Annotated in this window: 1 protein-coding gene and 1 pseudogene; both read right to left on the bottom strand. The window is 66.7% G+C overall.

Annotation, left to right across the window (positions count from 1 at the left end; all coding sequences use genetic code 11):
* Positions 1 to 215 (bottom strand): annotated as a pseudogene (locus tag ACWC9T_RS41745) (potassium-transporting ATPase subunit B); the annotation flags it as partial.
* The coding region (gene kdpA / locus ACWC9T_RS41740) for a potassium-transporting ATPase subunit KdpA (protein WP_449826239.1) at positions 215 to 1,753 on the bottom strand (1,539 nt) is incomplete at its 5' end. The pseudogene ACWC9T_RS41745 and the gene kdpA, both read right to left, overlap by 1 nt.

The raw sequence follows: 1,753 nt of genomic DNA, 5'->3' as shown, positions 1-1,753 counted from the left end.
GCGATCGCGGAGATCGTGGTGACCACCGAGCCCACCTCGACCACGAACATCACCGGGTTCTTGACCATCACCCGGGGGTCGAGCTTCTTCACCGCGTCCGGCAACGAGGTGACGATCAGTTTGGGGTCGAGCAGCCCGCTGGCCACTCTGTGGGAAGCCTTGCCGTCGGACTTACCGACCGGCGCAGGAGAAGGAGTGAGCGTAGGTGTGGACATCAGGAGAGACCTTCCGCGAGCGGCCCGAGGGCCAGGGCCGGGAAGTAGGTGAGGCCGACGACGATCAGGACGACGCCCGACAGCAGGCCCACGAACAGCGGCTTGTGGGTGGGCAGGGTGCCCGGAGTGGCCGGAACCGGCTGCTGCTGGGCCAGCGAGCCCGCCAGCGCCAGCACGAACACCATCGGAAGGAAACGGCCGAACACCATGCACAGGCCCAGCGCCGTGTCGTACCAGTCGGTGTTCACAGTGATGCCGGCGAACGCCGAACCGTTGTTGTTGCTCGCGGAGGTGAACGCGTACAGCACCTCGGAGAAACCGTGGGCGCCCGAGTTGAGCATCCCGGCCCGCTCACCCGGCAGCGCCATCGCCACACCCGTGCCGACCAGCACCAGCGCCGGCGTCGTCAGGATGTACAGAGAGGCGAACTTCATCTCACGGCCGCCGAGCTTCTTGCCCAGGTACTCCGGTGTGCGCCCGACCATCAGACCGGCCACGAACACCGCCACGATCGCCAGGATCAGCATGCCGTACAGACCGGAACCGGTACCGCCGGGCGCGATCTCACCCAGCATCATGTTGAAGATCGCGATGCCACCGCCGAACGGCGTGAACGAGTCGTGGAACGCGTCCACCGCACCGGTGGAGGTCAGCGTGGTCGAGGCGGCGAACAGCGAACTGGCGGCAACGCCGAAACGCTGCTCCTTGCCCTCCATCGCCGCACCCGCCGCCTGCAGCGCGGCACCGTGGTGCTGCGACTCGGCGAAGGTCATGAGCGCGGCGGAGCCGACCCAGAAGATCGCCATAACGGCGACGATCGCGTAGCCCTGGCGGTTGTCCCCGACCATCTTGCCGAACGTGCGCGGCAGCGCGAAGGAGATCACCAGCAGCAGGAAGATCTCCAGCCAGTTGGTGAAACCGGTCGGGTTCTCGAACGGGTGCGCCGAGTTGGCGTTGAAGAAGCCGCCACCGTTGGTACCCAGCTCCTTGATGACCTCCTGGGAGGCCACCGGGCCGCCCGGGATCTTCTGCACGTCACCCGCGAGGTTGGTGACCTCGTGGAAGCCGTGGAAGTTCTGGATCACGCCGTTGGCGGCCAGGACCAGCGCGAACACGATCGCCAGCGGCAGCAGGAGACGCAGGTTGATCCGGACCAGGTCCACCCAGAAGTTGCCGACCCGATCCGTCCTGTTGCGGGTGAAGCCCCGGATCAGCGCGGCCACGATGGCGATGCCGACGGCCGCGGAGACGAAGTTCTGCACCGCCAGGCCCGCCATCTGCACCAGGTGGCCCATCGCGGACTCGCCGCTGTAGGACTGCCAGTTGGTGTTGGTGACGAACGAGATCGCGGTGTTCCAGGCCTGGTGGCCCTCCATCTGCGGAACGCCCAGGTTCAGCAGCAGGAAGGTCTGGAGCCGGATCAGGCCGTAGAGGAAGAGCACAGAGACGGCCGAGAAGGCCAGCACCGAGCGCAGGTACACCGGCCAGCGCTGATCGGCGTCACCGTCGACGCCGATCAGCTTGTAGACGCCGCGCTC

It is taken from the genome of Kitasatospora sp. NPDC001159 (genome assembly GCF_053598235.1).
The sequence above is the reverse complement of the archived record's forward strand: the minus strand, read 5'-3'. Positions and strand labels throughout refer to the sequence as shown.